The sequence below is a fragment of the Brevibacterium sp. RIT 803 genome (genome assembly GCF_016892625.1).
GTDB lineage: Bacteria > Actinomycetota > Actinomycetes > Actinomycetales > Brevibacteriaceae > Brevibacterium.
In genome coordinates this window covers 490,268-513,379 of sequence record NZ_JAFEMW010000005.1, presented here as the reverse complement: position 1 = coordinate 513,379, position 23,112 = coordinate 490,268, and the positions used below count along the sequence as shown (strand labels likewise).

Sequence of the window (23,112 nt, the reverse complement as noted above, 5' to 3'; positions counted from 1 at the left end):
GCATTGATCCACCACAGACACGCATCGATCCACCACAGAAGGAGAAACACCATGATTGAACTCGCCGTATTCGACATGGCCGGCACCACCATCGACGACCGAGACGAGGTCTACCGCGTTCTGCGGGAGGCCACGGAACGCGAAGGTGCGAATTACACGGACGAGGTGTTCCAGAAGTGGATGGGCACTGAGAAGAGGTGGGCGATCGAAAACCTGCTCCGCCTCGGAGGGGTCGACGTCGATGACGAACTCCACGAGAAGACCTGGGAATGGTTCCGGCAGGAGCTGCGCCGCACCTATACCGACAATCCGCCGAAGCCTCTGCCCGGGATCGAGGAAGCACTGACGACTCTGCGCGAACAAGGCATCAAGGTCGCCCTGACGACCGGGTTCGCCCGAGAGATCGCCGATCTCATCTTCGCCTCCATGGGATGGGAACAGGGCGCGACCTTCGATGCTTCTGCCTGCGGCGACGAGGTCGAGGCCGGTCGACCGGCGCCCGACATGATCGAGAAGGTCATGAAGGACCTCGGCGTGGAGGACACGGCAGCGGTCGTCAGCGTCGGCGACACCTCGGCGGATGTGCAGTCGGCCCTGCGCGCCGGAGTCACGTCGGTCGGCGTGCTCACCGGCCACCTGAGCCGGAAGTACTTCGCCATCGAAGGTGCCCACCTCGTTCTCGATTCCGCTGCGGAGCTTCCCGACGCTCTGGCCGACCTGCCGTCTTCAGCCGCAATCTCAGCCGGGGCGAACCAATGACGGCGCAGGTTCAATCGCAGGTCCAGCCACTGTCCCCGGTTCAGTCTTCCCCGGCCGACACCTCAGCGAAGACGAAGGCCCCTGCGAATGTTGAGGTCGTCGCGGACACGGTCCAGGCCGTCGTCTGGCTCGGCGGGGATCAATTCGAGACTCGGTCATTCGACCGCCCCGACCTTGCTGCGGGCGAGAGCCTCATCCGCCTGACCACTGCCACCGTCTGCGGCTCAGACCGGCACACCGTGCGCGGGCGTCGCCCCGGAGCATGCCCCTCCGTGCTCGGCCACGAGGGCGTCGGCGTGGTCGAAGATTCGCGGGCGGGCCTCCCGCTCGGCCAACGCGTGGTCTTCTCTGTCACCTCGGTGTGCGGGGAATGCGAGAACTGCAGGCGCGGACTCAGCGCAAAATGCGAGTCGGTGGCCAAGGTCGGTCACGAATCCACCGACGGCGGCTGGGCACTGTCCGGCACCTACGCCTCACACATCCACCTGCCCGCCGGCGTGGCAGCCGTCGCGGTGCCGGATTCGGTGCCCGACGCCGTGGCCTCCACAGCAGGGTGTGCCGTGGCCACCGTCATGGCGATGCTGGAAGCCGCCGGGGATCTGCGAGGCCGCCGGGTCTTCGTCAACGGACTCGGAATGCTGGGGCTCACCGCAGTGGCCGCAGCCCAGTCTCGCGGCGCCGCCGAGGTGCTCGCCTTCGACCCTACGCCGCGGCGCCAGGATCTTGCCCTATTCGCCGGGGCGAGCACGATCATGGAAGACGAAATGCCCGCGGATGTCGATGTTGCACTCGAACTCTCCGGCACCACCTCGGGCGTAGAGAGCTGTGTGGCCAGCCTGGGAATCGGCGGTACCGCAGTTCTCGCCGGAAGCGTGAGCCCGGGACCGAACATCGAGATCAGCCCCGAACAGCTCGTGCGAGGTTGGCGCACCGTCACGGGTGTGCACAACTTCGAACCCCACCACCTGCAGGAAGCCGTCGACTTCCTGGCGACTGACGGCGGTGATATGCCGTGGGAGAACATCCTTGGCGGCCCGATCGAGTTGGCCGAACTGGCTCAGGAGTTTGCAGAGCCGAGTCCGGGGCCGCGAACCGTGGTGCACATCGACGGGTGAGAGGTGGGGTCGGCGGATACACTGCAGAACAGCAGCGGCACGAGACCCCGAAAGAAATCGAGCGAGCAATGCAGTTCACCCTAGCCCAGGTCACCGGCTTCATCGCTGTGGCCGAAAATCTCCACTTCGGACGCGCCGCTGAGGAACTCAATATGACTCAGCCGCCGCTGAGTCGGCAGATACAGAAGCTCGAGAAATCCATCGGTGTCCATCTCTTCGAACGCAACAACCGCACGGTGACCCTGACGCCAGCGGGCGAGGCCTTTCTCGCGGAGGCCTACGGCCTGCTTGCCTCTGTCGAACGCGCGCCGCGGCGTGCACAGAAGATCGCCGAGGGATCGTGGGGGCAGATCACCATCGGCTGTACGGCGGTCTCGACCTTCGGCGTCCTCGGAAGTTTGGTGTCGACTCTGGCGCAGCGACTTCCAGGCGTCAGCGTCGAGATCGCCGAAATGGTCACGGCTGAGCAGATCAAGGCGCTGTCGGAAGGGCGGATCGACATCGGCCTGGGCCGGGTGGGCAGAATACCGGAGACCATCAACGCCGCCCTCGTACTCTCGGAACAGTTGGTCCTCGCCGTCCCGTCGGACCACGAATTCGCCGCACGGGAGTCGATTGCGACGAAGGACATCTCCGGGCAGAAGCTGCTCATGCATGATGCCACGAAAGCTCGATACTTCTACGACCTCACCGTTCGCTACATCGATGTCGAGGCCAATGAGGTCGCCCATTCCCTCAGCCAGATTCTCACCATCGTCAACCTCGTGGCCGCTGGCCGAGGTATCGCCGTCGTCTCCGAATCTGCTGCTCGCCTCGGCGTGGAAGGCGTGACATACGTGCCGCTGCGAGGCGCCCCGCGCGATGTCGTGGAGCTGCACGCGATCTGGAATCCCGAGTCGCGCAACCCCGCACTGAAGGAAGTCCTCAGCCTCATCCGCGACGAATAAACGCAATACCCTTAGGGCATCAATGCATATATAAATAATCTTGGACAGGAATCACTCGGCGTTCCTACAGTGGGATCATCATCCCGACTAACAAGGACGTCATTCCGTGGCCAACTACCTGCCTCAAGAACTCGCCGACCACCTCAAGGACGGCCTCCTCTCCTTCCCCGCAACCGCCTTCACCTCCGAGCTGTCGATCGATGCCGAAGCCTACACCGACCACATCGCCTGGCAGTCAAGTTTCGACGTCGCTGGGCTCTTCGCGGCCGGCGGCACCGGCGAGGGCTTCAGTCTCACCCCTGCTGAAGCCAAGGAAGTCGTCAGCTTGGCCGTCTCGACCTCCCGCCAGGAGGTGCCGGTGCTCGCCTCTGCCGGCGGGGCCACCGCTCAAGCAGTGCAGAATGCGATCGACGCTGAGACGGTTGGTGCCGAAGGCCTCCTCGTCCTCCCGCCCTACCTCACCGAGTGCAGTCAAGACGGCCTCTTCGAACATGTGTCAGCCATCTGTGCGGCCACGAAAATCGGCGTCATCGTCTACAACCGAGCCAACGCCGTCTACTCACCTGAGACCGTCGAACGACTCGCCGACACCCATGAGAACTTCATCGGCTTCAAGGACGCCATCGGTGACATCGAACAGCTGACCAAGGTCTACGCCCGTACCGGCGACCGTCTCTTCTACCTCGGCGGCCTGCCCACAGCCGAGGTCTACGCCTTGCCTCTGCTCCAGCTCGGGATGAGCACCTACTCGTCGGCGATGTTCAACTTCGCGCCTGAGTTCGCGCTTGACTTCTACTCCGCGGTCCGCCACCAGGATCGTGCTGCAGTCACGGAGAAGCTCAATTCATTCGTGCTTCCCTACTCGAAGATCCGAGATCGTGTCGCGGGCTACGGCGTCTCCATCGTCAAGGGCGGCCTCAAGGTCATCGGTCGAGACTGCGGCCCGGTCCGGCCTCCCCTGCAGAACCTCACACAGACCGACCTACGGGATCTTGAACAGGTGATGGCTGCTGCCGGAATTCAACTCGACCGCACCACCTCCGCAGTCGCCTGACCTGCGCCAGACTGCAGGCACCACCGCACCAGAACCACCGATACAGCTGCACAACCACACATCGGCGCCGATCGGCTTGAGCCGGTCGGCGCCGATATCGCTCAACCGAAAAGAGGTCACTCATGACGACTCAGCTCACCGACACGAAGACCACAACGAACACCGATGCGCCAATCTCAACCCCGTCGATCTCCGGCTCCTCGATCGTCGCCGGCACGAAGACTCCTGGAGAGGGCGGGACCGCACGCGCGATAAACCCTGCGACCGGTGAGGAACTGGAACCCGCGTTCACGCTTCTGAGCGAGGAGCAGGTCTCTGCCGCCATCGCCACGGCACACGCAGCCTTCGCCTCCTACCGGAACATCTCCCCCACACTCCGAGCGAAGTTCCTCACAGACATTGCGGTGAACATCGAAGCCGCCGCAGACGCCATCGTCGAACGGGCAGGCCAGGAGACCGGACTTCCCGCCGGACGATTGAACGGAGAAATCACCAGGACGGCCAATCAGCTGCGCCTCTTCGCATCGGTCGTCCTCCTCGGCGATGCCCACGGTGTGCGCATTGATCCTGCGCTTCCGGATCGCGCACCGCTGCCTCGACCCGATATTCGTCAGCGTCAGGTGCCGCTGGGGCCGGTTGCCGTCTTCGGAGCCAGCAACTTCCCACTCGCGTTCTCCACGGCAGGCGGTGACACCGCTTCAGCACTGGCCGCCGGCTGCCCAGTCATCGTCAAGGCGCACAACGCTCACCCCGGCACCAACGAACTGGTCGGAGCAGCGATCTCCCGCGCCGTTGCCGACAATGATCTCAACCCCGGTGTCTTCTCGCTTGTCTACGGTTCCGGCGCGCAGGTCGGCCAGCAGCTGGCAGCCGATCCTCGGATCGCTGCAGTGGGATTCACCGGCTCCAGGACGGCGGGTCTGGCTCTGTCCGCCACCGCCGCCGCGCGGCCAGTGCCGGTCCCCGTGTATGCGGAGATGAGCTCGATCAACCCCGTCTTCGTGCTCCCCGGTGCGATCGCAGATGACGTCGCCGAAGTGGCCCGAGGGTTCTTCACGGCCGTGACCGGTTCTTCGGGTCAGTTGTGCACCTCCCCAGGGATTCTCTTCGTCCCCACTGGCACTCGAGGAGACGCGCTGACCACGCACATTGCGAAGGAGTTCTCGGAAGCATCGGGGCAGACGATGCTCACCCCGTCCATCGCCGAAGCTTGGCAGCGAGGTGTCGATCAGCTTGCGGCTCAACCCGGCGTCACGGCACTAGCACAGGGAGCCGACGGCAAGACTCTCAACGCCCCGGGTCCCGCCGTCTTCACCGTCTCGGTCAAGGACTTCACCTCGAACGCACAGCTGCAGAATGAGATCTTCGGTTCGGCCGCTCTCATCGTGCGCTACGAGACCACCGACCAGTTGGCACCTGTCGTCACGGAACTCGAAGGACAGCTGACTGCGACGCTGCAGATGAGCGAACAGGACAGCACAACTGCGAACGCATTGGTGTCAGAGCTCGAGCTCAAAGTCGGTCGGATCATCGTCAACGGCTGGCCGACCGGCGTCGATGTGGGTCATGCGATGATCCACGGCGGACCGTTCCCTGCGACTTCGGCGCCCCAGACCACCTCGGTGGGTGCCACCGCGATCGAGCGCTTCCTTCGGCCTGTTGCCTATCAGAACATTCCCGATGCGATTCTGCCGTCAGTTCTCCAGCAGTCGAATCCCTGGAGAATCGGTCGCGCCGTCGATGGCAGGTACACCCCCGGGCAGGGTGGGGACCAACAAGGGGACTCTCCGGCGAACGCGGCGAGGGAGTCCGTCTCCGAGGGAGTCCGTCGTCGCCTCGGCGATCTCGGGTTCGACCTTCCCGAGGCGAACCCAGCCAGTTACAGCTACAAGACGGTCACCGTCGCGGGGGATCTCGCCTTCGTTTCGGGACAGATCGCCAAGCAGGGCGGTGAGGTCCCGGTCCAAGGTGTCGTCGGTGACGACCTGAGCGTCGAGGACGGTATCGCAGCGGCTCAGCTGTGCGCGGTCAACCTCATCGCTCAACTGGAGACGAACCTCGGTCTTGAGAACGTCGAGAGCATCGCCAAACTCAACGTCTATGTGGCCAGCCCCGCCGACTTCAGCAAGCATCCGATCGTCGCGGAGGGTGCGTCGAAGCTCCTCGTCGACGCACTCGGTGAAGCCGGCCGGCATGCAAGGACCGCACTGGGAGTTCCCCGCCTCCCTGCGAACTCACCGGTCGAGATCGAAGCAGTCATCAAACTCAAAGGCTGAGAGCACAACAGCACAACGGCCCGGTCGATATCACGGCCGGGCCGCTTCATTTGTGCCTTGCTGCCTGGTGACAGATTCTGCCCCGCATACTTTCAACGCAATGGGCGGGCACTTCCTATTCGGAAGTGCCCGCCTTATTGTGCCTGCGAGGAGCCTGTCTCAGCGCTTCGAGAGGATATACGTGCGATCGTTGCCGACGTACCAGAGATCCTCCGTGCCGATTGCGACATCGCCATAGCGCCATGGAATCTCCGCTGCGCCGAAGGATCCGACCTGCAGCACGTGCTTGTACCCGGGCCGCAGTTCATTGGCGAACGATTCCTGCTTGCCCATGAGGTGTCCGACATTGCGCTTGCGGTACTCCGTGTTGAAGTCCACGTCCTCTCCGAGCATTCCGATTTCAACCATGCGCTCAAGGTGAGGTGCCAGGTAGTCCAAGGTCCCTTCGTGGACGTCCTCGCAGACTACCCCGGGCTTCAGCTGACCGATGATGCCCTCACGGACGACATCGAAGAAGAACTCATAGGCCTGTATCGCACCCTCGGTGCGCGGCAGGGAACGTGCCATGTCAGATGTCGCAACGGTGACACCGTCGAAGGTGATGCGCACACCGGCGTCGAGCTGAATGCACTTGGTGTCGTTGTTGATCGGGAAATCGACCGGAGGCCCGGGGAAGAGCATCCGGTTCGATGAATGCAGATTCGTGAAATAGGGCTCGATCGCGAAGGGAATCGCATTGTCCGTCCGGAACTCGACGATCTTATCGACGTAACGCGAATAGATATCCAGCTCGGTGAATTCCTCGCCTGCTGCCAAAGAGTCTTTGGCCCAGCTCAGCGCTTCCTCGATGGCGAAGACGCTGCACCTGGCAGCGACGACCTGGAATCCCAGATCTTCGTGATCGCGGATGTCTCGCCAGTGTCCGAGCGGAGTCGACAGTTCGCTCACGTTGGCACCTTCGGATTCCAGCTCCAGCACCAGCCCGGTCGGGATCCATTCTTCCTCGACGCCGATCTGAGTGCCGTGTGCAAGTGCCACGACGCCGGCGCCGTACCCGGCGAACCGACCAACCGGAGTGCCTCCCACGCCATGAGCGGTTTCGGGTGCGAGCACATAGAGCTTTTCATCGTGTGCAGACCATAGGGCCAGCTGGTCCCCGCCCTGCCGAGCCCCGACGACTTCGCTGAAGTTCGGGGGCGCGGAGATGAGGACGGCGTCGAGACTCTCGTTCGTCGCCAGAGACTGCAATGCCTCATAACGGGTATCGGTCTCTGACTGGATCTCCTTGGCGAGACCTGAAAGATGGTCGACGTCCTGAATGAGCCTCTTGGCCGTGTCGGCTCCGAGCCTGCGCCACTGTGCGAACCGTTCGAGCACAGCCTCGGTGTCAACCTCGTAGGCCACGACCGGAGTGGTCGGCTGCTTATCGGCAACGACGTCGAGGCTCTTCGATAGAGCCGAGTAGTGCTTCATGACGACGTCGGACGCAAGACCGACCTGTTCGCCATCAGCCAGCTCGCCCACCAGAGTTGTCAGTGACGCAGATGCGGGGGTGTCGGCAACGATCCGCGGGTCGATCGTCACCCATGGCGCATAGAACCTCATTCGGTCCTTCGGAACTCCGGCGGACAGCGCGTTTCCCTGTTCCTGCTGACGTACGAGCAGAACCTCACCTTCGGAGGTATCAGCGACGATCGGGGCGACCAGAGGGCTCGAATCAAGCCGAATCGCAGAGAACAGCAGACTCTTCTGGGCGTCGAGTCCGAAGGAATCCGCCAGGCGCGTCTTGTCTGTTGTCAGTTTGATCATTGTGTATCCAACTCCATATGTGTTTCGTGAGACTCGTTCGTCTCTTGCGGTGCGAATGGCATCCGAAGTCGAATGGATTTCGGACGGTCGGCCATCCGTCAGGTGTGTTCGTCGGGCCGAGAAGGCTGGGCGGGCAGCCCGCTCAGCTGATTCCTGCCGTCACTCCGATGTGGGATTCGATTTCCGCAACATAGTGGGCGAAGTCCTCCGAGAACTTGTGCTCCTTCGCGCGCGGACGCTCGATGTCGATCTTGACATCGGCGATGATGCGTCCGGGACGGTCACCGACAACCACAACGCGGTCCCCCAACCACACCGCTTCGGAGATGCTGTGGGTGACGAAGAGGACACTGCAGCCCGTACGGCGCCAAATGCGTTGGATCTCGAAATTCATCGAATCGCGTGTCATGGCGTCGAGGGCACCGAAGGGCTCATCCATGAGCAGGATCTCCGGACGCGAAACCAATGCCCGACAGATGGCGACTCGCTGCTGCATGCCGCCGCTGAGTTCGTAGGAGTATCGGGTCGCCTTCTCCCCAAGTCCGACCATGTGCAGCAGTTCCATGGCATAGTCCTTGGACTCCGGGGTGACGGCATCACGAAACTCCAACGGCAACAGCACGTTATCGAGGTTGTTGCGCCATGGCAGGAGCACCGGGCTCTGAAACACCATGCCAATATCCTTGAGAGCCTCGCTGATCTCGCGACCACGGATGAGGATCTCTCCCTCCGTGGCCTCTTGAAGTCCGGAGATGGTATTGAGCAGTGTGGTCTTTCCACTGCCTGACTGCCCGACGATCGAGACGAACTCTCCGGGGTTGACGTGGAAATCGAGATCTTTGAGGACCACGTTCTCCTGACCGTCTCGAGAGGTGTAGGTCTTACCGACGTTATTGACTGAGATCGCGTAATCAGCGGTCATGGTGGTTCTCCATTCACTTGGTGGGGGCCGCTACGTCTTCGTCGTGGCGAATCGGATCGATGTAGTCATTGGAATAGATGTCATCGACCGTGAGCTCGGTAGAATCTTCGAGGCCCAGGAAGTCGGTGGCCACGGTGAGCATCTGCTGGACGCCGTCGTCACTCATCGTGCCGAACTGATCATCGGCCTCTCCGGTGGCCCAGTTGAGTCCGCACTGAGACTTGAGCGCATAGGTCACAGTGTCTGCTTCATAGCCCTGGACTTCCTTTGTGAAGTCTTCGGCGGTCTGCTCTGGATTCTCACATGCCCAGAGGAACCCCTTCTGCATGGCCCTGTTGAACTTCTTGACTCGTTCAGGCTCGTTGGCGAGAGCGTCGTCTGAGACCACGATTCCGTTGCCGTAGAGGTCGATTCCCACATCGGACCATTTGAGTATGGCCGCCTTCTCGCCCAGCGCCATGAGCGCTGGCTCATCCGACACGTAGAGGGCAAGGTTGGCATCCCACCGGTCTGCCAGAAGGCCGGGTATCTTCGACTCACCTGTCGCGTGGACGACGTTGACGTCTTCCTCTTTGAGTCCGCTCCGCTCGATTGCGAGTGGCCACATGGCCGTCATGGCTCCGGCACCTTCTGTGGCGACGGTTTTGCCCTTCATGTCCTCCCAGGATTTGATACCTGAGCTTTCGAGGGCAATCGTCGCATAGGCCGAGCGCGCCTGGAGCAGGTTCACCTGTTTGACGTGTGCCCCTTTGCCCTGGCTGAGGATCGTGGCGCCGAAATCGGCCCAACCGGCGTCGACTCGACCCGTCTCGACCGAGGTCACCGTGTTCGTCGAACCCGACCCGGGCATGAGCGAGACGTCGAAACCTTCTTCTTCAAAGAATCCCTGCGCCTCGGCGGCGAAGAACGGTGCGTGCTTGGGCAGATAGGCGACGTCGACCATGAGGTTGAAGTCGTCGAGGCCGTCCTCGGGTGCACAAGCTGCCAGACCCACGACGGAAAGGAGGAGCGGAGCAACAAGAAGCTTCTTCATGATATGCATCGTTCCGTGCCTCATTTCGTGTAGTTCTTCCATGGCAGCAACTTCTTCGACACGAGGTCGATGATGAAGAAGAGCAGAAGAGCAATGGCTGCAAGAACAATGAAGGCTGCGAACATCGACGGCAGGTCCACCTGGGCGTTGGCCAGCAGAATGACGTAACCGAGTCCCTTGGAACCCGCAATGAACTCACCGACGACCGCACCGCCGACGGCAAGCGAGATTGAGATCTTCGCGCCGGTGAAGATCGAAGGGAGCGCATAGATGAAGTCGATCTTCATCATCTTCTTCAACTTCGATGCACGGTTGATACGCGCCAGATCCTGAAGTTCGTTGGGCACCGAATTCAGCCCGTCGAATGTATTGATGACGAGCGGGAAGAATGCGATGGCCATGGCCACAAAAGCCTTCGATTCGAAGCCGAAGCCGAACCACACGATGAATAGGGGCGCCAGCGCGACCTTCGGAATCGTATCGATGGCGATGAGCGCCGGGTAGAGGAAGGGCCGAAGGAACGAGGCATAGTAGAGCAGCGCCCCGCACAGAACACCCAGCGCTGTACCGAGGGCGAAGCCCGCGAGGCCTTCTTGCAGGGTAGTCAGAGCATTGACCGCGAAATAGCCAGGATTGGTGAAAAGCTCCTCGAATGCAGAGATCGGACCGACCAGCAGATACTTCGGGAAGTCGAAGATGACAACCACAAGTTCCCAGAGCGCGAACAGCGCAGCGAGCCCCACGACTGCTTTGATGCCTGCAGAGACTGACTCAGACTTGATCAGGGACTGCTTCGGCGGTTTCGGCGGACTCACCGGTGGTGGGCCGGCTTCCACGTGTTGAACTGCATCGGCTTCGATGCGAGGTGTGGTTGTCATCGGCGATCCCTCCATTGGGTCCTGGTCCATGAACGACATTGGCAGTGCATTTTTGACGTGGAACTACTGTGATGCATTCCAGTATTCGTGACGTAACGATGCATGTCCAAGATTGTTTTCGCATTTTTCAATACCCTGAAGGAATGATTGAGCATTGAGTCTCGTGGCGTCGCTTTTGCATGGCTCATCACGCATTTCAGAGATGACAGAAGGAGGTCGGGGCCCCGGATCGCAAATCCGAAATCCCCGACCTCCAACATGTGTTACGCAAGAAGCACGGACGCTCAGCCCCGCGCTGTCGCCAAGTCCTCCCGGAAGGCACGTCCGGCAGCACCGATGTCCCCCGCCGAGGTGATGAACCGGAAGCCCTGTTCCTTGCGAGTCCTGGCCTCCGCACCATCACCGCAGTGGATGCCTGGGATGACACCGGCTGCATCAACTGCTGTGCGGATCCGAGCGACGGCCTCGGCGTGGGCGTCGTTTGACTGCCCGGGGAGCGAGTCGACTGCGAAGGCGAGGTCGGCCGGTCCGATGTAGACACCGTCGATTCCGGGAACCTCACAGATCTTCTCGACGTTGGCCAGGCCCTCCCTGTTCTCGATCATGACGAAGAGCAGTGGGCGCTCGTCACGAGTGTCCTGCACCGCATCATGCATGAGCTCGGCGGTCGGGCCCCAGGAGCGGTCGCCGCCTCGGCTCGGGTAGTCGAGTGCAGCAGCTGCCGCCTCGGCGTCAGCGACGGAGGAGACCAACGGAACGATGACGGCTTCAACTCCGGCATCGGCGAGCATCCCGATCTCTGTGAAGCGGTTCGCCGCAACCCGGGCAGTGACCAGGGCGGATCCGCTGGCACGGATGGCATCTGTGAGCCGCAGGATATCTGTGGGACGGGTGAAGCCGTGCTGCATGTCGAGGCACACATAGTCATACCCTGCGGCCGATCCGATCTTCGCGAGCTCCTGACTCGTCGACATCATCCACAGTCCGTTGTAGACCTCTCCAGCGGCGAGGCGAGCGCGATGTGTTTTCAATGCTTCAGTCATATGTGCATCGAATCACACCGACCACTCTGACGCCAGGTATGACCGGCATCCGGATCATACCTGGCGTCTGGTCGGATCAACAGCAGAACCAGATCCGCATGGAACCCGCACAGTGTCATGCACTGCTTGCTTCCACAAGATCGTCGAGTGCTTCGAGGATGTGGCGATACGGCTTCCCCGTCGCCCGTGTCATCCCGATCTCACACGTCCGATTCGTCGAAGCGTGAACGTCCGCGCCGATCGATTCGACCTCGGCCGCCTCGTCCTTCGTCGCCGAGGCGGTGAGTTCGGGATGGAGCATCCCCCGGTCCCCAGCGAAGGCACAGCACCCCCAGGAATCGGGCACGCTGACCTCATCGGCGATGGATCCGGCGAGCGCTGTCAGGTCCTCGTTGATTCCCAGTTGGGTCGAGGAGCATGTCGGGTGGAGAGTGATCGACGGCAGACGATGCTCGGTCGAGAGCACACCTCGGTCCTGCAGTGCAGGGAGCAGCGTCTGCTTGGCGAAGGCCACTGCATCGATGATCTCGAATTCCTCCGCCGCCTCGGCCCCGTCCCTCGCGTCACTGAGAAGCACCCGCAACCCCTCTGTGCATGAGGACGCATCGCAGACGACGGCGATTCGGCCGCCATCGGTGGCCTCCCACAGTTCTCTGCGGACATACTTGCCCATCGTGGCATACCCCTCGGCCATCCCCTTCGACTTCCACGGGGTGCCGCAGCACAAGGAGGGAATGCCCCGTGGCGTGCGCAGCGAGATCCCGGCGCGTTCGCACAGGCGACGGAAGGCACCGGCAACCCCATCACCGCTGCCGCCGTCTTCGGGCCCGAACATCGTGTTCGTACAGCTGGAGAACCACACGACGTCCGGATTCGACGCCGAGACGGCCACACGCTTAGTGCCTCCGGCCGGAAGATCAGCAGAATAGCTGGGCACAGTGTCATCACCCAGAAGCCTGCGAGCAATGCCCGTGGCCGCCGCTGGCAGCGGTACAGGCATCGCCTTCGCGGAGCTTAATGCCACTCCCCCCACCGAGCTGACCAGCCCCCACGCCTTGGCGGCGGCGTTCCAGCCGGTCTCTTCGATCGCGTTCGTGTTCTCCTGCCGCAGTCTGCGCACAAGATCCCCGGTGTTGATGAAGACCGGGCACGCCGTCTGGCACATGCCGTCGACGGCGCAGGTGTCGATCCCGTCGTAGTCGTACTCGCTGCGCAGCGTCCGGGTCAGCTCCTCGTCCCCTGCCGCCTCGGCGCGGGTGATCTCGCGTCGCAGAACGATGCGTTCACGCGGGGTCAGGGTGAGATCGCGACTCGGACACACCGGTTCGCAGTACCCGCATTCGACGCAGCGATCGACCTCCGCTTCTGTGGTCGGGGTGGTCTTGAGATCGCGCAGATGCGCCTTCGGGTCGTCGCTGAGCAGGACACCCGGGTTGAGCAGGGACTGCGGATCGACCAGCTCCTTGACCCGTGTCATCACTGCGTAGAGGTCGTCACCGACCTGGCGCCTGACGAACGGTGCCATGATCCGCCCCGTGCCGTGTTCGGCCTTGAGCGTTCCCCCACGTGAGAGGACAAGGTCGACCATCTCCTCGGTGAATGCCGCGTACCGGTCGAGGTCGAAGTCCTCGCCGCCGGTCCCGCTCCCGAATTCCTCGGTGATCATGAAGTGGATGTTGCCGTCTTTCGCGTGCCCGAAGATCACGGCATCGGCGTAGTCGTATTGCTCGAACAACTCGCTCAGATCAGTGCAGGTCTCGCCGAGGCGGTCGACCGGGACAGCGATGTCCTCGAGCAGTGCCGCGGTCCCAGAGGGACGGTTGCCGGCGACGGCTGTGAACAGCCCTTTGCGGGTGTGCCACAGCGCCGATCGCCGTCGCGGATCGATCGTGAGCTCGGCTGGTCGGCTCAGTGAGAATGCTTCGAAGACCGGCAGCGCCGCAGACACGACCCGGCCGAGGCCTGCCTCAGTCTTCTCCTGGAATTCGACGAGCAGCGCGCAGTGCGAGCCCACGTCGAGGCCACGGATCTCCTCCGGACATTTCTCGTCTCGTTGGGCGACCCGCAGACTCGTAGCGTCGAGGAGCTCAACGGTGGCAGCACCGGTGGCGATGATCTCCGGGAGCACCGAGGTGGCCGTGGGCAGATCGTCGAAGACGAGCAGACCTGTCGAGGCGTGGGCCATCAGCGGCACCGTGCGGAAGGTCGCCTCGGCGACGAAGGCGAGTGTGCCCTCGCTGCCGATGACCAGATGTTCGAGGATGCGCACCGGATCGTCGTGGTCGAGGAACGAGTTGAGGCCGTAGCCCATGGTGTTCTTGATGGAGTGGAGCTGCGTGATCCGCGCGACCGCCTCGGTGTCGGTCCGGACCCGATCGCGGAGTTCGAGCAGACCCGCGTGGATAGCTGGTTCCCGTCTCCGCAGCTGCTCATCAGCGTCTGCCGCCGAGGTGTCGAGAACGGTTCCGCTGGGAAGGACGAGCACGAGCGAGTCAAGCGTCCGATAGGTGTTCGCTTCGATCCCGCAGGCCATGCCGGAGGAGTTGTTAGCGACGACTCCTCCGATGGTGCAGGCAATCTCGCTGGCCGGGTCCGGCCCCAGTTTCCGCCCATGCCGCAGCAGCCGCGCGTTCACAGCCCTGACCACGGCCCCGGGTCCGCAGCGGACCCGGGCACCGTCGTCGAGGACGTCGATGTCCCTGAAATGCCTTCTCGTGTCGACGAGCACCCCGTCCGAGACGGACTGCCCGGACAGGCTGGTCCCACCGGAGCGGAAGGTCATCGGCACTCTGCTCTGCCATGAGGCCGAGAACAGTGCCGCCACCTCCTCACGGCTCCTCGGCTTCACCACGGCCTGCGGTGTCAACAGGTAGTGGGAAGCGTCGTGTGCGGCGGCCAGCCGGTCGCTGGCGCGGGTGCCGACCTCATCAGCTGCGGCCCGCAGATGATCGATGAGTCCCGTGTCGGCGGGAGAAAGCAGGGACATGTGGTTCCTTCCTAAAGCTGCTGGGTCCGCAGCTGTTCGGCGATGTATTCCGCCTGCCGGATCGCCAGTGCGACGATGGTCAGAGTCGGATTGGCCGCCGCGCTTGAGGTGAAGACCGAACCGTCGGAGATGAAGAGGTTCTTCACATCATGGGAGCGACCCCATTTGTCGACCACGCCGTCCTCAGGTCGTTCGCTCATTCTCGCGGTGCCCAGATTGTGCGTCGACGGATACGGCGGTGTCCGATGCGAGGTCTGCGCCCCGACCGCCCTGTAGACGCTCTCGCCTGCAGCGTAGCCGTGCTCGCGCATTGCCAGGTCGTTCGCGTGATCGTCGTAGTGGACGTTCGGTACGGGAAGACCGTGCTGATCCTTGACTGTGGTGTTCAGTGTGATCCGGTTGGACTCCTGCGGCAGGTCCTCTCCGACGATCCACATGCCAGCCGTGTTGAGGTAGCGATCCATGAGCGCGGCGAAGTCAGGACCCCAGGCGCCGGGCTCGACGAATGCCGACATGAAGGCCGGGCCCAGTGAGATCGTCTCCATGTAGTAGCCCCCTGCGAATCCACGGTCGGGATCGTGGATCGACTCGTCGGCGATGACGCCGGCCATGGTCTCACCCCGGTACATTCGCACGGGCTTGTCGAAGTGCCCCCACACTGTCCCGGTGAGGTGGCGCATGTAGTTTCGCCCCACCTGTCCCGAGGAGTTCGCGAGCCCGTCGGGGAAGCTCGGTGTGCCGGAGAGGAGCAGCAGCCTGGACGTTTCGATCGAGTTTCCGGCCACGCACACCAGCTTGGCGGCCTGACGCTGCAGATTTCCTTCCCCGTCGAGGTAGAGGACGGCGTCGGCCTTCCCTCCTGAATCATGGGTGATCTGGACGGCCTGAGAATCGGGACGGAGATCGAGCAGGCCCGTCTCCGCTGCTCGTGGGATCTCTCTGACCAGGGTCGACCATTTCGACTTGTTCTTGTCTCCCTGGAAGTTGAAGCCATCCTGGATCGAAGCGGGACGACCATCGTATTCCTCGGCATTGGTCGCATAGGGGCCAGTGGCGTAGTAACGGTACCCGACCTCCTTGGCGCCGTTGGCGAAGACCTTGTAGTTGTTGTTCGCCGGCAGGGGCGGACGTCCGTGGACGTGTGTCGAGCCCATCGATTTCTCGGCTCGGTCGTAGTACGGCGCCATTTCTTCGAGTGTGATCGGCCAGTCGAGGAGATTGGCTCCTTCGATGCGTCCATAGACGCTGCGGGCACGGAACTCATGATTCTTGAAACGCGGGGTGGCTCCGGACCAGTGGGTCGTCGTGCCTCCGACGGCTTTGACGATCCATGCCGGCAGGTTGGGGAAGTCCTGCGCGATTCGCCACGATCCGGTCGTCGTCCGCGGATCCAGCCAGGCCATCTGGTTGAACGCTTCCCATTCGTTGTTGACGTAATCGTCATGTCCCAGATGGGGACCTGCTTCGAGGACGACGACGGGAATTCCCTTGGCCGTCAGCTCATACGCGAGCGTGCCACCTCCGGCACCGGATCCGATGATGACGACTGCTTCGTCGTTCTTGTCGATGCTGTAGCCGGTGACACTGCCACCGGACGCTGGTTTCGCTGCCATCATTTCTTCACCTCGCCCATTTCGGCCTGCTCAGCGCTCGGCTGATTCGTCGATTCGTCTGCCACGTTGACCGTCTGCGGTCCCAGGTGTGCACCTGGACCGAGTTCCGGCAGGTCCTCGCCCTCCGGATAGATGATGCGCGGTTCGGGCAGCCAGTCCAGATCGTTGAATCCTCGATGGACATAGCCGCCCAGGTCGAACGACGGTCCTTGGTATCCCAGGATCTCCCACACCTCTTCATCGTCGTAGAGACCGAGCGCTGCGGTGCGGCGGACGAACCCGAAGAACTCCGTGCCTTCGACCCGGCGCAGCACCCGCAGTGCTTCATCGTCACCCAGTGAGCAGAAGCTCTTGTCGGAGAGCTGGTCAAGTGACTGCAGTCCTTGGATGAGAGCCACCCGAAACCAGGTCTCGGCGTCGGCTTCGACAAGGATCTTGTCGGCAGTCCGTTCGTACGGGCCATCAGGAAAATTCTCATGTGGAAATGCCACTCTCAGCACTCTGACAAGAGTCTGTCGGGCCTCATCGGTCATCTCCATCGCGTTCAGCGACGGAAATTTGGCAGGGAATGCCATGTGGGTGCTCCTTTGCTCCTCTGCTGGTGCCCCGGGGGATCCGGGCACCTTTGCCGAACCGGTCAGAAGCAACTTATGTGAACTGGACCACCGAGCACTATCCTTATTCTCACGAGACGATAAACATTGGAGCGCGAATGTCGAACAGCACCGTCATCAACAGGGTCTTCTCCGTACTCGAGGCAGTGTCCTCCTCTGGAAGCGCCTCAGCGAAGACCGTGGCCGACCGTCTCGAGATCCCTCTGCCCACCGTCTATCGCCTGCTCCATGAACTCGAAGACTGCAGCTACCTCGTCTACCTGAAGGAAGACAAGAGCTTCGAACTCGGACCGAAGTGCTTTGAACTCGGATTGTCATTCCAACAGCGCCTCATAGCTCCTCAGCCCATCCGTCAGATCACCGATGAGCTGCATCGCAGCTTGGGCACGGCCGCCTATTTTGCGATCTACCGGGGGTCGGACATCCTGCTGACCTACTCTTCCGACTGCGAGAAGCATCCCCGCCTCCGCCCGCTTCGCTTCGGCTTCAACGAGGCCGCGCATGCCACCGCCTTCGGCAAGATCCTGCTCTCAGCCATGCCGGAGACGCAGCGCACCGAGTATCTCGATGCCCGCGGGATGCCCGTGCTCACGCCGCACACGATCGTACGCAGGGACCTGCTCGACACCCATCTCAATGAGGTGGCCACACGCGGCATCGCCTGGGAACACGACGAGTTCCTGCCGCGCCAGACCTGCGCTGCGGTGCCCGTCCACAACGGCACAGGCATGCAGGTCGGAGCCATCGCGATCAGCACTCCTTCGAGCAAGGCGACGGGACGCGCGAAGACGTTCGACACCGCACTGCGCGAGCACGCGGGGATGTGCTCGCGATATCTGCGCGGCGGTGCCCGCTGAGAAGCCGACTCGCCACCTCGGCGACCTAAGTTTCTCGCCACATGAGAAGGACCGTATTCTCCTGGACACGCTCGTGCACAGAATGATCGTGCTTACTCAACGACGAGACACGAAGGAGCACAACAATGAGCACGACCACCAGCGTCGCTGTCGTCACTGGATCAGCACGAGGAATCGGACAGGGCATCGCACAACGCCTCGGCGCCGATGGACACCACGTCATCGTGGCAGACCTTCCCACCATGCAGGAGGGAGTACAGGAGACGGCGGCGACCATCAAAGCCGCCGGCGGCAAAGCCACCGGAGCCGAGGTCGACGTCACCGATCAGGCCTCGGTGGAAGCACTCGTGGCCACCGCCGTCGAGGTGGGCGGAAAGCTCGACGTCTTCGTGGCCAATGCCGGCATCGCTCAGGTCGAACCCCTCATCGACTACTCGAAAGAGGATTTCGAAAAGATCCTCAACGTCAACATCACCGGCGTGTTCCTGTCCTACCAGGCCGCTGCCAAGCAGATGATCGAACAGGGCAACGGCGGAAAGATCATCGGCGCCGCATCGATCGTCGCCTTCCGCCCGTTCGCGCTGCTCTCACCCTATTCGGCCACCAAATGGGCCGTGCGCGGACTGACGCAGGGCGCCGCGATGGAATGGGCGAAACACGGGATCACCGTCAACGCCTACGGTCCGGGCATCGTGGGAACCTCGATGTGGGATCTCATCGATGAGAAGCTCGGAGAACAGGAGGGATTGGCCAAAGGGGAAGCAATCAAGAAGTACGCGGGAGACATCCTTCTCGGACGTGTATCGGTTCCCGAGGATGTCGCGAACCTCGTGTCGTTCCTATCCAGCGAGGACTCGGACTACATCACCGGCCAGACCATGCTCGTCGACGGCGGCATGCAGTTCTCCTGAGACACACCGCGCCTACACCAGCACCACGTCCACCCACAGCATTTTCAATCGCAGTCGACCAAGGCTGTTCACCACCAGAGAGAAAGCAGGATCCTATGATCTTCATCGTCGTCAAGTTCCAGGTCAAGCCCGAGAAGGCCGAGGAATGGCCGCAGATCACCAAGGAGTTCACCGAGGCGACGCGAGCCGAACCGGGAAACAAATGGTTCGACTGGTCACGCAGCCTCGACGATCCCAATGAGTACGTGCTCGTCGAAGCCTTCGATGACGACGCTGCCGAAGCGCACGTGAAGTCCGACCACTTCCAGAAGGCGACCGCAGATGGCGGACCGATGAACAGCGCCCTCGTGTCCACTCCGAAGATCATCTCTCGCCAGATCGACGGTGAGGGCTGGGACGAGATGGGAGAACTCTCCATCGACTGATCCGGTGCCGCAGCGTTGTCACCGCCTCATGCCGGCGGCACCGCCTCATGCAGACGGAACCAGCGAATCGTGGGCCTGCGGAGATACCGCAGGCCCACCGCTGTGTCCGAAGGAATCTGCTCGGCGCGAAGCACTCGCCTAGACCGCACGCGGTCATATTAATCAGATCATTACAGTTGATTACCGCATGAACTCTCTTCATTATTGGCTATTGACGTGAATACATCATAGGTTTAGGATCAATTCTGTCACCAAGCCACGAACTCGACGCAGAGTTCCGGCTCGGGTCCAGTACGCGCAATGTTGCGTGATGCTGCTCATTCCGACAGAACGGCAAATCATGAGCGCCTATGAGGACATGAAGGTCGACGAGAGCCCTTCTCTGCGTATCAGCAGAGCGGTCAATGAGCTTCTCGATTCGACAGGCACCGTTCGCTCCGATGCACTCGTGACTGCAGACGCCCGAACGAACGACTCAACGTTCGTCGCTCCGACCCCGCTCTCCTGGTTGCGAGCATCTCAGACGCGCACTGACGACACCAGCCGCAACGACCAGCCACGGTGGATCGGTTCCGAAGCAGACTCATCCCGGACGGGAATCGTCCGCCGCTATTCCGAACAGCGAGTGACCCAAGCGCGCGCCCGCTCTGACAAGTTGGCTGGCTTCCGCTTCACGCACAAGGACAACATTGCGGTCAAGGACTATCCGCTCACTGCAGGAAATCCCTCTCTGCACAACCTTCGTCCACGGCTCACCTCACCCCTGCTGACGGCGATCGAATCCGCCGGTGGGGCCATCGTCGGAGCCAATCATATGGCGGAGTTCGCCCTGAGTCCCACCGGCCACAACCACTGGCTTGGTGACGGTGTGAATCCGCGCAATGAAGCATATCTGTCAGGTGGTTCGTCAAGCGGCTCTGCCATCGCAGTCGCGTCCGGCGCATGTGACGTTTCCTTGGGAACCGATACCGGCGGTTCGGTCCGCCTTCCTGCCTCGTTCTGCGGTGTGGTCGGCTATAAACCGAGTAACGATGTCTTCTCGACCACCGGTCTCATCCCATTGTCGGAGTCACTCGACACGATCGGACTGATCGCCTCAAACGCCGTCTCAGTCCGAACTGTCGCTGACGTTCTGTTCTCCGACGACGAAGTGGTCCCAACCGATGTCCGCGACCGTCTCGACCGTCCCGCGGCTGCGACCCTCACCGGGTTCGTTCATCTCTCGGTCTCCGCGGTGAGACGCACGTGCGACACAGCGGTCGCGGCAGCGTTCATAGCAGCGCTCACCCAGATCGGTCTCATCGATTCCAAAGAACACGGCACGCCTGGCGCCTCTCCGGAGGTGGACTATGACGATTCTGATCTCAACCGGCGAGCAGTCATCGTCGTCAGCGTCGAGGCGGCCCGCAATGTCGGCAGAATGCTCGATTGGAACTGGGATCGACTCGGGGACCAAGTGCTCTCACGAGTCAGTCGCGGTACATCTGTGTCCGCAATCGAATACGCCGACGCCATCGCCGAACGCCGTGCCTTGCAATCGGAATTCATCGAATCGGTGATGGGAAAATCCCGGTTCCTACTCACTCCGACCAGCCCGATCCCGGCACCGAAGTCACCCTCCTCTCTCAACTCGGCAGATCCCGAACAGCGCAGTGACTACATGCGCGCCAGCGCCTACGCCCGAACCATCAACTACCTCGGACTACCAGCCATCAGCATCCCGCTGCCGGCGACCGACGATGCGACCTCACCAGGACTCCAGATCATCGGCAGACCCTACGACGACCGTGCACTCCTCGACAGCGCGGTGTCCTTGTCGAAGATGCTCGTCTGAAGCGGCTCCGCCACCGAGTCCGAAGCATTGACCCGTACTCAACAATGACCCGGCCGAAGAAACTCCTGGAGAAAGGCACGACAACGATGTCCGTGGATACCAGCACAGAAGAAATGAAGATCGGAGCGCGCATGGATGCGCTCACGACGAACAAGGAACACAAGAAACTATTCGCATATATCGGTGCCGGCGCAATGATCGACGCCTACGACGTCTACGTGGCAGCCGGTGTGTCCGCTGCGCTTGTTTCGACAGGATTCGCGGGAGTCAGCGAAGTCGCAGTCTTCATGTCAATGACGTTCTTCGGGATGCTCCTCGGGGCCGCAACTGCCGGATTCGTCGGTGACAAGTTCGGCCGCCGCATGAGTTACCAGATCAATCTCCTCATCTTCGCAGTAGCAGGATTCGCCGCTGCATTGGCACCGAATTTTGAGTTCCTCGTCGGCACTCGGTTCATCATGGGCATCGGTCTCGGGGCCGAGCTTGTGCTTGCAGCCGCCATCCTCGGCGAGTTCGTGCCTCCGAAGAGCAGAGGACGGTGGACCGCGTTCCTTGGAATCCTTGTCAATTCAGGGCTGCTCTTCGCCTCGGCGATCGGCGCAGTGGTGATTTCGAACTTCGGCTGGCGCTGGATGTTCGTCATCGGCGCTGTCCTCGCCGTCATCGTATGGCTGGCCAGGACCCGTTGCCCGGAGTCACCTCGTTGGCTTGTCGTGCGAGGTCGACTAGCCGAAGCTCAGGAAATCGTCGAGAAGTTCGAGAAGCACTCGGCCACCACCATTGCGAACAATCTGCCCGATGCTCCCACAGCAGAGTCAACCGAGTCCAAAGAGACAACCAAGCGCCCGTTCTGGCAGCTCGCGATCCTCGGAACGGTGGTCGCCGTCGGTGTGAATATGTTCGTCTACGGTTTCATCTCCTGGATGCCAACCTTCTTCGTCGAACAGGGAATCGAGGTCTCCCAGTCCCTCGCCTACACGACAGCAATGGCATTGGGTGCTCCAGGTGGCGGCCTGGTCTGCCTCCTGCTCGTCAACAAGCTCAATCGCCGGACCGCAATCGTTGTGTTCTCGATTATCGTCATTCCACTCGGCCTGGCCTATGCGGCGGCGCAATCGATCGTCGTCATCGTACTCATCGGCATTCTGCTCGTGACAGTGATCTACACTCTCGTGACCTTTGTGCTCTATTCCTACATGCCTGAGCTCTATCCGACTCGGTACCGACTGCGCGGCACGGGCATTTCCTACACGTTCGCCCGAGGCGCTTCGATCGTCGTCCCCTTCGTGATGTCGGGTCTGTTCGTCAGCTTCGGGATCTTCGGCCCCATCGGATTCGTCTGCGTCATGGCACTGTGCATGATCATCGTCGTCTTCGTCATCCCGGTCGAGACCCGTGGCCGCAGCCTCGAGCAGATCTCCTGACCATCCCACCGCCATCCGTTCCGCACACCACTGAGAAATGAGAAGAGATATGACCACCCATGACGCCACCGTCGGCCGATTCTTCGACGACTACACCGTCGGAGACGTGTATCAGCATCCTTTCGGCCGCACGATCACCGAGGCGGACAACGTCTGGCTGACGAACCTGACGATGAACACGAATCAGAACCACTTCAATGATCACTTCGCCGCCCAGAACCCGATCACCGACGGCAAGGTCATCGTCAACTCGGGCCTCACTGTTGCCCTGGTGCTGGGACTGAGCGTGTACGACATGAGCCAGAACGCGATCTCGAATCTCGCGTTCACCGACATTCTGTTCCGCCACCCGGTCTATGTCGGCGACACGCTGTATGCGGAGAGCGTCTGCACCGAAGCGCGTCGTTCGAAGTCACGGGAGTACGCCGGCATTATCTCGATGACCACCAGGGGCCTCAACCAGGAAGGGACGACAGTGGTCACCTGGAAGCGCTCGGTCATGATCGCCACTCGCGACAGCGGCATCGGTCAGGGCTACTTTCCGGAGTCCGCCGACACCGTAACCGACTACAGCTGAGGCACTGATGACCAGATCCAACGCCGGAGCGCAGC

The 23,112-nt window shown here is 61.8% G+C and carries 19 protein-coding genes; 11 read left to right on the top strand and 8 right to left on the bottom strand.

What is annotated here, in order from left to right:
- Positions 1-51: 51 nt before the first annotated feature.
- From JTF07_RS17920 to JTF07_RS17900, 5 genes are all read left to right on the top strand, one after another.
- A complete protein-coding gene (locus JTF07_RS17920; protein ID WP_204235552.1) occupies positions 52-759 on the top strand; it encodes a phosphonatase-like hydrolase in 708 nt (235 codons plus the stop codon).
- On the top strand, positions 756-1,874 hold the full coding sequence (locus tag JTF07_RS17915; protein ID WP_204235551.1) for an alcohol dehydrogenase catalytic domain-containing protein: 1,119 nt from the start codon (positions 756-758) through the stop codon (positions 1,872-1,874). The genes JTF07_RS17920 and JTF07_RS17915 overlap by 4 nt, the downstream gene beginning before the upstream one ends.
- A 68-nt stretch (positions 1,875-1,942) precedes the next feature.
- Positions 1,943-2,821 (top strand): LysR family transcriptional regulator, encoded by an 879-nt coding sequence (locus tag JTF07_RS17910; RefSeq protein WP_204235550.1) that lies wholly within the window; start codon positions 1,943-1,945, stop codon positions 2,819-2,821.
- Between the two features lie 106 nt (positions 2,822-2,927).
- A complete protein-coding gene (gene kdgD, locus JTF07_RS17905; RefSeq protein ID WP_204235549.1) occupies positions 2,928-3,875 on the top strand; it encodes a 5-dehydro-4-deoxyglucarate dehydratase in 948 nt (315 codons plus the stop codon).
- 122 nt (positions 3,876-3,997) lie between these two features.
- The gene (locus JTF07_RS17900; RefSeq protein WP_204235548.1) at positions 3,998-6,151 is read left to right on the top strand and encodes an aldehyde dehydrogenase family protein; all 2,154 of its coding nucleotides are present in this window, start codon (positions 3,998-4,000) and stop codon (positions 6,149-6,151) included.
- A 159-nt stretch (positions 6,152-6,310) separates the two neighbouring features.
- Here JTF07_RS17900 and JTF07_RS17895 read toward each other — a convergent pair whose 3' ends face one another.
- The 8 genes from JTF07_RS17895 to JTF07_RS17860 all read right to left on the bottom strand — a co-directional run bounded on the left by JTF07_RS17895 (position 6,311) and on the right by JTF07_RS17860 (position 17,010).
- Complete coding sequence (locus JTF07_RS17895) at positions 6,311-7,960, bottom strand: M24 family metallopeptidase (RefSeq protein WP_204235547.1); 1,650 nt, start codon at positions 7,958-7,960, stop codon at positions 6,311-6,313.
- Between the two features lie 142 nt (positions 7,961-8,102).
- Positions 8,103-8,882 (bottom strand): ABC transporter ATP-binding protein, encoded by a 780-nt coding sequence (locus JTF07_RS17890; protein WP_143924458.1) that lies wholly within the window; start codon positions 8,880-8,882, stop codon positions 8,103-8,105.
- 13 nt (positions 8,883-8,895) lie between these two features.
- Positions 8,896-9,915, bottom strand: coding sequence for an ABC transporter substrate-binding protein (locus tag JTF07_RS17885; RefSeq protein ID WP_204235546.1), 1,020 nt, complete (start codon positions 9,913-9,915; stop codon positions 8,896-8,898).
- 20 nt (positions 9,916-9,935) lie between these two features.
- On the bottom strand, positions 9,936-10,793 hold the full coding sequence (locus JTF07_RS17880; RefSeq protein WP_143924456.1) for an ABC transporter permease: 858 nt from the start codon (positions 10,791-10,793) through the stop codon (positions 9,936-9,938).
- Positions 10,794-11,077: 284 nt separating this feature from the next.
- Positions 11,078-11,836 (bottom strand): HpcH/HpaI aldolase family protein, encoded by a 759-nt coding sequence (locus tag JTF07_RS17875; protein WP_204235545.1) that lies wholly within the window; start codon positions 11,834-11,836, stop codon positions 11,078-11,080.
- 115 nt (positions 11,837-11,951) lie between these two features.
- On the bottom strand, positions 11,952-14,822 hold the full coding sequence (locus JTF07_RS17870) for an FAD-binding and (Fe-S)-binding domain-containing protein (protein WP_204235544.1): 2,871 nt from the start codon (positions 14,820-14,822) through the stop codon (positions 11,952-11,954).
- A gap of 11 nt (positions 14,823-14,833) precedes the next feature.
- Positions 14,834-16,435, bottom strand: a complete 1,602-nt coding sequence (locus tag JTF07_RS17865; protein WP_204235604.1) for a GMC family oxidoreductase — start codon at positions 16,433-16,435, stop codon at positions 14,834-14,836.
- On the bottom strand, positions 16,435-17,010 hold the full coding sequence (locus tag JTF07_RS17860; protein WP_204235543.1) for a hypothetical protein: 576 nt from the start codon (positions 17,008-17,010) through the stop codon (positions 16,435-16,437). The genes JTF07_RS17865 and JTF07_RS17860 overlap by 1 nt, the downstream gene beginning before the upstream one ends.
- Positions 17,011-17,147: 137 nt before the next feature.
- Between JTF07_RS17860 and JTF07_RS17855 the strand changes: the two genes are divergently transcribed.
- The 6 genes from JTF07_RS17855 (at position 17,148) to JTF07_RS17830 (ending at position 23,077) form a co-directional block, all read left to right on the top strand.
- Positions 17,148-17,906, top strand: a complete 759-nt coding sequence (locus JTF07_RS17855) for an IclR family transcriptional regulator (protein ID WP_204235542.1) — start codon at positions 17,148-17,150, stop codon at positions 17,904-17,906.
- A 125-nt stretch (positions 17,907-18,031) separates the two neighbouring features.
- Positions 18,032-18,817 carry an acetoin reductase gene (locus JTF07_RS17850; RefSeq protein ID WP_143924451.1) on the top strand — a complete coding sequence of 262 codons (786 nt, stop codon included), beginning with the start codon at positions 18,032-18,034 and terminating at the stop codon, positions 18,815-18,817.
- A 95-nt stretch (positions 18,818-18,912) separates the two neighbouring features.
- On the top strand, positions 18,913-19,242 hold the full coding sequence (locus tag JTF07_RS17845) for a putative quinol monooxygenase (RefSeq protein ID WP_204235541.1): 330 nt from the start codon (positions 18,913-18,915) through the stop codon (positions 19,240-19,242).
- 340 nt (positions 19,243-19,582) lie between these two features.
- Entirely contained in the window at positions 19,583-21,076 is a 1,494-nt protein-coding gene (locus tag JTF07_RS17840) for an amidase (RefSeq protein WP_204235540.1), read from the top strand.
- Positions 21,077-21,168: 92 nt separating this feature from the next.
- Positions 21,169-22,500 carry an MFS transporter gene (locus tag JTF07_RS17835; RefSeq protein ID WP_204235539.1) on the top strand — a complete coding sequence of 444 codons (1,332 nt, stop codon included), beginning with the start codon at positions 21,169-21,171 and terminating at the stop codon, positions 22,498-22,500.
- A 49-nt stretch (positions 22,501-22,549) separates the two neighbouring features.
- A complete protein-coding gene (locus JTF07_RS17830) occupies positions 22,550-23,077 on the top strand; it encodes a MaoC family dehydratase (protein ID WP_204235538.1) in 528 nt (175 codons plus the stop codon).
- The last annotated feature ends 35 nt before the right edge of the window (positions 23,078-23,112 follow it).

What these genes read in the sequence shown, in the direction of transcription:
- JTF07_RS17915 (WP_204235551.1), top strand. Translation starts at nt 756, where the DNA reads ATGACGGCGCAGGTTCAATCGCAGGTCCAGCCACTGTCCCCGGTTCAG.
- JTF07_RS17870 (WP_204235544.1), bottom strand. Translation starts at nt 14,822, where the DNA reads ATGTCCCTGCTTTCTCCCGCCGACACGGGACTCATCGATCATCTGCGG.
- JTF07_RS17875 (WP_204235545.1), bottom strand. Translation starts at nt 11,836, where the DNA reads ATGACTGAAGCATTGAAAACACATCGCGCTCGCCTCGCCGCTGGAGAG.
- JTF07_RS17830 (WP_204235538.1), top strand. Translation starts at nt 22,550, where the DNA reads ATGACCACCCATGACGCCACCGTCGGCCGATTCTTCGACGACTACACC.
- JTF07_RS17850 (WP_143924451.1), top strand. Translation starts at nt 18,032, where the DNA reads ATGAGCACGACCACCAGCGTCGCTGTCGTCACTGGATCAGCACGAGGA.
- JTF07_RS17860 (WP_204235543.1), bottom strand. Translation starts at nt 17,010, where the DNA reads ATGGCATTCCCTGCCAAATTTCCGTCGCTGAACGCGATGGAGATGACC.
- JTF07_RS17920 (WP_204235552.1), top strand. Translation starts at nt 52, where the DNA reads ATGATTGAACTCGCCGTATTCGACATGGCCGGCACCACCATCGACGAC.
- JTF07_RS17885 (WP_204235546.1), bottom strand. Translation starts at nt 9,915, where the DNA reads ATGAAGAAGCTTCTTGTTGCTCCGCTCCTCCTTTCCGTCGTGGGTCTG.
- JTF07_RS17855 (WP_204235542.1), top strand. Translation starts at nt 17,148, where the DNA reads ATGTCGAACAGCACCGTCATCAACAGGGTCTTCTCCGTACTCGAGGCA.
- JTF07_RS17910 (WP_204235550.1), top strand. Translation starts at nt 1,943, where the DNA reads ATGCAGTTCACCCTAGCCCAGGTCACCGGCTTCATCGCTGTGGCCGAA.
- JTF07_RS17900 (WP_204235548.1), top strand. Translation starts at nt 3,998, where the DNA reads ATGACGACTCAGCTCACCGACACGAAGACCACAACGAACACCGATGCG.
- JTF07_RS17890 (WP_143924458.1), bottom strand. Translation starts at nt 8,882, where the DNA reads ATGACCGCTGATTACGCGATCTCAGTCAATAACGTCGGTAAGACCTAC.
- JTF07_RS17845 (WP_204235541.1), top strand. Translation starts at nt 18,913, where the DNA reads ATGATCTTCATCGTCGTCAAGTTCCAGGTCAAGCCCGAGAAGGCCGAG.
- JTF07_RS17840 (WP_204235540.1), top strand. Translation starts at nt 19,583, where the DNA reads ATGAGCGCCTATGAGGACATGAAGGTCGACGAGAGCCCTTCTCTGCGT.
- JTF07_RS17895 (WP_204235547.1), bottom strand. Translation starts at nt 7,960, where the DNA reads ATGATCAAACTGACAACAGACAAGACGCGCCTGGCGGATTCCTTCGGA.
- JTF07_RS17880 (WP_143924456.1), bottom strand. Translation starts at nt 10,793, where the DNA reads ATGACAACCACACCTCGCATCGAAGCCGATGCAGTTCAACACGTGGAA.
- JTF07_RS17865 (WP_204235604.1), bottom strand. Translation starts at nt 16,435, where the DNA reads ATGGCAGCGAAACCAGCGTCCGGTGGCAGTGTCACCGGCTACAGCATC.